A 7,457-nucleotide genomic window follows, 5' to 3' on the forward strand; every position below is an offset into this window, starting at 1 on the left:
GAGGTTAAATAAAATTCAGCGGTAACCATGCTCAGAATAGCAGCCGAGCTTGTAGCCAATCTACCGCCTTATCAGCCGCTTGATGAGCGCCGTGGCGCCGAGTCCGAGGACGTAGAGGAGCGACGGGGCTCCGCCACCGCCGCCGCCCCCGGACGAGCTGTTGTTATTGCCGCCTGTGTTGCCGCCACTTGTGGTGACGGTTACGGTGACTGCGCTGCTGGTGACGTTGCCGTAGGCGTTGCTAATCGTGACGGTGTAGTTGCCGTTGTCAGTGGTTGCGGCCACCTTCGAGTATGTCCTCGATGTAGCGCCGGCGATGTTGGCGCCGTTCTTTTTCCACTGATAGCTGAGGCCCGCTCCCGAGGCCGTAACCGCGAGCGTGAACGTGTTGCCTTGGGCAACCGTGATGCTTTGCGGCTGGCTGTTGATGACGGGCGGCTTGCCGGCTGCGTTCACCGTGACGGTGGCGGCGTTGCTTGTCTTCGAACCAACGTCGTTGGTGACGGTGCAGGTGTAGGCACCCGAATCCGTGGTGACGCTGTTGGTCTTGGTGTAGCTGCTCGAGGTGGCACCGGCAATGTTCGCCCCTGCCTTTTTCCATTGGTAGGAGAGTCCGGTTCCCGAGGCCGTGATGGACACGGTGAAGCTGCTGCCTTCGGTCACGGTCACGTTTTGAGGGTGGCTCGTGATGCTGGGCGGCTGCGGCGGCGGGTTTACCGTAACGGTGGCAGTTTGGCTGTTGGTGTCGCCACCAGGGTTTGACACTACGACGGTGTAGAAGCCGGAGTCGCTTGTGGCGCTGTTGTTTTTCGTGTAGGTCGTGGACTTGGCGTTTGTGATGGCCACGCCACCCTTATACCACTGGTAGGTCAGGTTGGTGCCCGAGGCTGCGACTGACAGCGTGAAGGTGGCTCCCGCGGTCACTGTCACGTCTTGAGGATGTGTCAGGATGACGGGCGCCAGGATCGGCGTCACTGTGACGACGGCCGGGTTGCTGGTGACATTTCCGTATTTGTTGGAGATTGTCGCAACGTAGGTGCCCGACGTAAGCACGGTGCCGTAATTAGTGTAGATTGCGGTCGTGGTGCTTGTTTGCACGCCGTTGTGATACCACGCATAGGTCATGTCGTTGCCCGAAGCGCTGACCGTCAGCGTGAAGCTCGCGTTTTGCGCGATTTCCACGTCTTGAGGGTGTGTTAGGATAACCGGGGGATTCCGGTTAATCGGCATGTCAGGAGCCGTTTCCCTCATGTAGCGCGCATTGTCCGCGGCACCGTATTGTCCTTCGGCTACTCCGATGGTTACAGTAACGCTGGCGTCATCGGTGAACGTGAGCAATGGGCTTGAGAAGTAGGGAATGTAGCGGCTGGCATAGCTCATTATGGTTCCAATTTTAGTGTTTTCCCAGCCTTGGTCGTTTCCGAGAAAAATGAAGCCATAATTGTATTCGGCTGAGTCCGGAAGATTTTCTGTGCTGCGATCGTGGAGGCAGCCGAAGTTGTGGCCAAGCTCGTGAGCGAGCGTGTTGTAATTGGCGTTTGTGCGCACGCTGGCTGCTCTTGCAGGGGAACCTTTCCATCCTGTCCAAGCAAGTCCGGCGATACCTTGACGGTTTGGCCAGATTTGTGCGATGAATACGGATTGGTCCGCTTTGACTTCTTCAATTTTTGCCATGGCAAAATTGTAGGCTTCTTGGTTGCGTGCGTCGATAATGTTGAACGAATAGTTCCCAAGGATTTCTATTCCATTGTGAAGCGGTGAATCCGCATTTGGCACCAAGCTGCCGTCTGGCTCTCTTAGTTCACGGTCACTGATGAGCTGGAATTCTGGCATTTGGAATGCTCCCACATAGTTCCACTCGAGGGGGATGTCGCTGTTGGAGAGGGTGATATTGGCTGCCTCAACATGCGCGATATACCGTGTTTCCAAGGTTGTGGGGTTGGTTGGTAGGATGTTGGTGCCTGATGTTGAGAAGTTATCAAGTGTGGCTTGATTATAGAAGAACACCACATTGGAAACGTGGTTGCTTCCACTTTGAAGAACGCCTACGGGCATTTCGACTTGTTGGGCGGCTGCAACCATGGCGGCGTGCGTGGGCACATGAGCTGCCTTTTTGGGCGGCTCTTGGGTTCCGCAATCGGCGTTCGGCGCCGTGGTCACGGTGACTTCGTTGTCCTTGTTGACATGGATTTCGAAGATGTCGGAGCCTGGCACGGTGACGATGGTAAGGATTTCATCCGAGGTGGCCGCGGTGACGGCGTATCCGCCTTGCATGCCATTGCGGTAGATTTGAACGAGGCGATCTTCGCCCTCGGCTGCTTTCACCGTTTTGGCGGTGTCGAGCTGGAAGGGAATTTGGATGTCCTCGTAAGGAGCAATCAGCACTTCTTTGGGGCTGAAGTTCTTCCAGTTGGCGGGAAACGCGGTGAGCTCCGGAAAGACGGCTTGCAGGCGCTTGAGCTGCATGGCGGCGACGGCCTCCGGATCGTTGGCGATGTCGGGGTAGGCCTTGGCCACCGGGAGCTGTGCGGTCAGGTGCGCTTCAAGCTTTTGGAGCACGATGGGCTCCTTCGCATGGTCGTGCGTGCAAGTTGCGGCGGCTTGGGATTGTGGTTGCACGGGTGCATCCTTGGTGTGAATGCCGGCGATATAGAGTATCGCGACGGCGAAAGCGCTGGCTATGCCGGCGCTGAGGAGGATTTTGGTCTTCTTCATTGGAGGATGCGGTAAGTTCAATGCATGGGCCCGGGGCGGAGGCGTGTTTAACACAAATAATATGCGTGCAGTCCCGCGCCAGCGCACGTGGGAGTCAATCAAAAATGCTGCCTGTCAGCATGTGGCCTTAAAAGAGGCGGACGGTTATATTTGAAGGCATGCCCGCCACATTGAACAGGACGCAAAGAGCTCTCGGTCAGGCCATCCGCGAAATCCGCAAGGAGGCGGGGTATTCGCAGGAGGGTTTCGCGCTGGAGGCGGACATCAACCGTGCGTATTTTGGCAACATTGAGCGGGGTGAGAAAAATGTGTCGCTGTCGATGCTGATGCGCATTTGCGCGGTCTTGAGGACGAAGCCGTCGGCCATTTTTTTGCGCGCGAAGCTTTGATATCTCCGCGTCGAAGCGCCACGCATATTATAAGTCCCTGTTGATTTTATCGATTTCCGCGTCGAGTTGTGCGCGGGTGATAAACCGTGGCGGCGGTATGCAAAGGAGTCTGCCTATGAAGGCATGCAGCCTTATCCGGAACTTGAGGAAGGCGCTTTGATTCTCCGGCGCGTTGAAAAAATCCTCCAAGGGGTGCCGATCAGGCGGGTCGTTGGGCGGTGGTGTCATAAATGATTTAAATGAGCGCTGTTTTGGCGCGGGCCAGTTGCGCGTTTCCGAATCGTGCGCGGCGAGTGTTTTCACGGGAAATTGCATGGCAAGGATAAACTACTATTGATGTCCTATTATTCATGGGTGACTCCTTATGCCATTTTTGCCAGTGTGCCCGCATGAAGTCCGGTGAAAAACGCCGCGCCGAGAGGCGCAAACACAAGAAGGAGCTCTCCGAGAAGCTCGGACGGCTGATTGCCGCCGAGCGCAAGAAAATCGGCCTCAACCAGGACGATTTCGCGCACGAGGCCGGCATCCACCGCTCCTACATCGGTTTCATCGAGCGCGGGCAGCGCACCATCACTGTCGCCCTGCTCGCCGATGTGTGCCGGGCGCTGGGCAAGCCTCCGTCAACACTGCTCAAAAAGCTGAAGCTTTGATCGCAGCCGGCGGCGCGGGCACGCCCGCGGTTGCGTCCAGGGCAAATCACCGGCGCGTGCCCGGCGACGGGATGTGATTCAGGAGTTTCGTAAACTCCCGGTAGAGCATATCCCTGAAAACCTTGGCGTTGATCGCGTCGATCATGTCGAGGCGATTGGCGAGCATGTTGGCTGTCAGGCCCTCCCTGTAAAAGGCGAGCTTCACCGGATCGCCTCCGCTCAAGTGAGGCATGAAAATGGTCCGTCCGGGCGGGTGTTCGGGGTATTTCGCGCGCGGCGAATCATCGTCCGCTCTTCTGATTTGAAAGAATGTGGCCCAGGGAAATGCGTTTTTGAGATCGAGCCAGCATTTGGTGTTGGCGTGGCCACCATCGACGGGGACGATCAAAATGAGTTTGGTGCCAGTTTCGTTGCAGAATGCCTCGAAGTCAAATTTGCCGATAAACACATCCAGGATTGCGTCTATTACAGCGAAGCCACCCTCGAAGTCGGCGATGATATTTTTTCCTTCGCGCAGGGAATCGAAAAGCAAGTCCTGGTTTTCAAAGCGATCTATCTTGAGGCGGTTGGGGATTGTCTCGGGGAAAATTTTTACGAGTTCCCCACTGATTGAATCGGCGTTGTGCAGGAGAAATTTGTGACCGAGGTTTTTCAGGTATTCGTAGAGATGCGCGCAGCAAAAAGTTTTGCCGAGGGCGCCCTTGCTCTGGATGAAAAAGATGGCGGTGTTTTTCGTTTGGTTTTTGCAAGCGCCGACGGACGCGTCGCCGGCGGCGCTGTCCTGAGGGACAATTTTGAAATCGCGGAGCGCCCTGGCGACTTCCGCGTTCAGTTGCGAGCGGGTGATCAACTGTCGCGGGGTGATTCCGAGGAGTTTTCCGATATGCGCATACAGTCGCTCGCGGCGCGTGGGAACGTGTTTTTTGTTGTCCGGCGTGGCGGATGTGTCCGCCGGCGAGATGGAGTGCTGGGTCATGATGGTTGTGGTTGGAATTGTGCGGGGCGAGACATGCGTGAGTGTTTCATCGCAGGTTCCGATGGCAAGAAGATACTACTATTGATAGCTTACTCTTGATGGATTGATGTGACGACGTTTTCACGACCGGCTTCGCATAAACCCCGGTCAAAAACCGCCCGCCTCGCGGCTCGCGGAATTGTTTCCGCAAAGCCGGTCGGCGGGCGGTTTGTCAGTCTGCGCGCCTACTCAAATGTCGGCGGTATTTCACCGTGAATCGAAGCGAGCAGGTGCGCCAGGGTTGGCGCGTAGTCCGACTTGGAGCCTTTCACCCTCCATCCATTTTTTGGAGTGAAAACGATGATGTGTTTTCCGTCATGGATGATCGTTCTGCCGCTGACATCAAGGACCGCCTCGGCGACTCCGGCCTCAAGAAGCGTTTCGTAGTCGTTGGTGCGGGTGCCCCTGTTCATCGTCGTCAAGGCGGTGATCGTGCGCGCTTGGGCGTCGGTGACGTCGATGTCGTTGTCGAGTTGACGGAAGCCTTCCTCGGCGGCGTTGGCGTCATCGGCCTCGGTTTCGTGTTTTCCATAGATATGGATGCTGCGGAGGCCGCGCAGGAGCGCGATGGGAACGGGCACGGTGCGCCCGGAGGGTTGTATCAATTTTATGATACATGGTTTGGTGCTTGTCATTTTTTCGGGTGTCTTCGCCCACGAACCCTTCAGCCGAAATTTCGGATGAATACAAAAAGCCGCGCGCAAGGACGCCCGCGGGGCAAATCATGCGGGAGCCGCGGCCCGAAGGACCGCGGCTCCCGTGTTGCCACATCAGCTCAGATGCAATCGTCCGGAAGCGGCAAAAGCTCCACCCATCCGAACGTCTCGATGATTTTTTCCTTCGCGATGCGCCGTTTCACCGCCGGCAGTTTTCCGAACTCATCCGCCTCCGGCCATGTCCCCGAGGTGAAAGCTCCAAACCTGTCGGTGACGAAGGAATAAAAGGGATTCACGCCCTGAGACGGCGGCGATTCCATCTCGACGATTTTGTCCAGGAGGTTGTTGACGATGACACTTTCGGCTTTCGTCAGCCCGGTGGTTTCCGTCGCGTCAGCGTCCGCCTCGACCCACTGGAAGGCGTCCTCGATTTTATCCGCCTTCCAGATGGCCCTCAAAATCGCCGGAAGGCGCAGCCACACCTCGTGGGAGATTTCGCGCTCGAGCCTGGTTCTGGCGTGGAAGTAGGCGTCAACCTGCCATTCGATGTCGGGCTGGTCCGGCAGCGCGTCGAAGAACTCTCGAAATGATTCAAGGAACGCTTGGTCAAGACTGCCATGCTTGTGCTCGGGCCGTCGCAAGGCGCCATGTTCATCGGGACGGATTTCGACGAGCGCGTGGGTGACGCCACCGTCCCCCGTGAGCGATTTGCCCTCAAGGAAGGTGCGGACCTCGCTGGCAAGCTCCTCGCGTGTCATCGTGGTGTAGAGCGAGGATGCGATGAGGTTGAGCACCTCGTGACGGCGCACGAGTATCCAGCGATCCTCGGTCGTGGATTCATCCGGGGGAGCCTTGAGGTTCTCCCTCATCGCGATGATCATGGCGTCGATTGATTTGTATGGCACGACGCAGCCGGTATAGGCCCAGCCCTCGTCGGGAGTGAAGTCTATCGCGATGCCGTAGAGCCGGGTAAACGCGGTGCCATCCGCGCTGATGGTGAGTGTGTCGAAGCGCAACTCCAATGCCGCGTCGCGGTCGGAGCGTTTCGTCCCGGGGTCCGGAGAGACGATGCGTTCGAGCGTTTTGACTTGGGCGGCTGTCGGAGTGAATCCGTCGAACATGGCGGCCTTCGTGAGGGCGGCGCGGCGCTCGCCGCCGGTTGATGTTTGCGCGGTTTGGGCCGCGCGAAAAAGGCGCAGGAATCCCTCAGGCGCCAGTTTGATTTCCCCTGTTTCGGTGACGAACTTCAGGGGGACGTTGTGTTGTATATTCATGTGTTTGAGAAAGCCCCCGCACGAACCCCACCGCCGCGGATTGCGGACGGTTATAAAAGAGCCATGCAAGGGGCATTTTCCGCACACACACAACGCCGGAACCGGAGCGCAACGCGCGACTCTTCCGGCATGCCGCAACGCAATAACGCACATCGGAACGCTACCGAATTATAAAAACATAAGCGCCTCTTCAATGCGCCTAAGGCGCGCAAAGTCAATGTATCCGCGAGGTGTTCGCTGAAGGCGCTGAGCCCAACGGCAGATTGCAGCGAACACGTTTACCCGACAAAGGGCGTTGACATGCAAAAACATAACAGGTGCGATGCGTGCACACCACCTGTAAGCAAATCGTCAGTGGTAATTTCGAACTCCAAATCTGCAAGCACATCTCAGCAATCCATAGCGAATCGCTCGGCCAAGGATTCCCATTCAAATTTTTTAAGTCTGGGTTGGAAAATTTTACAACTAGTTATGAATTATAAAAATATGAAAATAAAATTCAGCGTTTTGATCATCGCATTGACGATGATGGGCAAACTTTTCGCTGCCCAGTATTGCGTGAAAACTGACGGCAACGATGAGGCATTGGGCACAAGTTGGGCCGAGGCCTACAAGGATGTGCAAAAAGCCATTGAAGCCTGTGCCGCAGATGGGGGCGGTGAAGTATGGATAGCGAGCGGGACGTATGTGCCGATGGATAGGCCGAATGGCGGAAACGAAGCAGACAACCGGACGAAGCATTTTTCATTGAGGAACAA

At 56.5% G+C, this 7,457-nt stretch carries 7 protein-coding genes and 1 pseudogene; 3 read left to right on the plus strand and 5 right to left on the minus strand.

Annotated elements, in window-relative coordinates:
- Positions 1-60: 60 nt before the first annotated feature.
- Complete coding sequence (locus M2447_RS07875) at positions 61-2,715, minus strand: immunoglobulin domain-containing protein (protein ID WP_277558113.1); 2,655 nt, start codon at positions 2,713-2,715, stop codon at positions 61-63.
- Between the two features lie 158 nt (positions 2,716-2,873).
- Between M2447_RS07875 and M2447_RS07880 the strand changes: the two genes are divergently transcribed.
- Entirely contained in the window at positions 2,874-3,104 is a 231-nt protein-coding gene (locus M2447_RS07880; protein WP_277558114.1) for a helix-turn-helix transcriptional regulator, read from the plus strand.
- A 27-nt stretch (positions 3,105-3,131) separates the two neighbouring features.
- Here the strand turns inward: M2447_RS07880 and M2447_RS07885 are convergent, their stop codons facing one another.
- The gene (locus tag M2447_RS07885; RefSeq protein ID WP_277511120.1) at positions 3,132-3,407 is read right to left on the minus strand and encodes a hypothetical protein; all 276 of its coding nucleotides are present in this window, start codon (positions 3,405-3,407) and stop codon (positions 3,132-3,134) included.
- Positions 3,408-3,493: 86 nt separating this feature from the next.
- Here M2447_RS07885 and M2447_RS07890 point away from each other — a divergent pair, with 86 nt between their 5' ends.
- A complete protein-coding gene (locus M2447_RS07890; RefSeq protein ID WP_161554740.1) occupies positions 3,494-3,754 on the plus strand; it encodes a helix-turn-helix transcriptional regulator in 261 nt (86 codons plus the stop codon).
- A 46-nt stretch (positions 3,755-3,800) separates the two neighbouring features.
- Here M2447_RS07890 and M2447_RS07895 read toward each other — a convergent pair whose 3' ends face one another.
- The 3 genes from M2447_RS07895 to M2447_RS07905 all read right to left on the minus strand — a co-directional run bounded on the left by M2447_RS07895 (position 3,801) and on the right by M2447_RS07905 (position 6,699).
- Positions 3,801-4,730, minus strand: a complete 930-nt coding sequence (locus M2447_RS07895) for a hypothetical protein (RefSeq protein ID WP_277511122.1) — start codon at positions 4,728-4,730, stop codon at positions 3,801-3,803.
- Between the two features lie 224 nt (positions 4,731-4,954).
- The gene (locus tag M2447_RS07900) at positions 4,955-5,374 is read right to left on the minus strand and encodes a hypothetical protein (RefSeq protein WP_277558117.1); all 420 of its coding nucleotides are present in this window, start codon (positions 5,372-5,374) and stop codon (positions 4,955-4,957) included.
- 170 nt (positions 5,375-5,544) lie between these two features.
- Positions 5,545-6,699: a hypothetical protein gene (locus M2447_RS07905; RefSeq protein WP_277511125.1), complete on the minus strand. Its 1,155-nt coding sequence runs from the start codon at positions 6,697-6,699 to the stop codon at positions 5,545-5,547.
- Positions 6,700-7,170: 471 nt separating this feature from the next.
- On the opposite strand from M2447_RS07905, the pseudogene M2447_RS07910 reads away from it, so the two are divergent.
- Positions 7,171-7,457: pseudogene (locus tag M2447_RS07910) on the plus strand (hypothetical protein); the annotation flags it as partial.

Origin of the sequence: Ereboglobus sp. PH5-10 (assembly GCF_029504735.1) — a bacterium.
Lineage (GTDB): Bacteria > Verrucomicrobiota > Verrucomicrobiia > Opitutales > Opitutaceae > Ereboglobus.

Bases quoted from the DNA above. Each gene is read 5' to 3' on its own strand.
- M2447_RS07875 (WP_277558113.1), bottom strand. From the start codon at position 2,715: ATGAAGAAGACCAAAATCCTCCTCAGCGCCGGCATAGCCAGCGCTTTC.
- M2447_RS07880 (WP_277558114.1), top strand. From the start codon at position 2,874: ATGCCCGCCACATTGAACAGGACGCAAAGAGCTCTCGGTCAGGCCATC.
- M2447_RS07895 (WP_277511122.1), bottom strand. From the start codon at position 4,730: ATGACCCAGCACTCCATCTCGCCGGCGGACACATCCGCCACGCCGGAC.
- M2447_RS07890 (WP_161554740.1), top strand. From the start codon at position 3,494: ATGAAGTCCGGTGAAAAACGCCGCGCCGAGAGGCGCAAACACAAGAAG.
- M2447_RS07905 (WP_277511125.1), bottom strand. From the start codon at position 6,699: ATGAATATACAACACAACGTCCCCCTGAAGTTCGTCACCGAAACAGGG.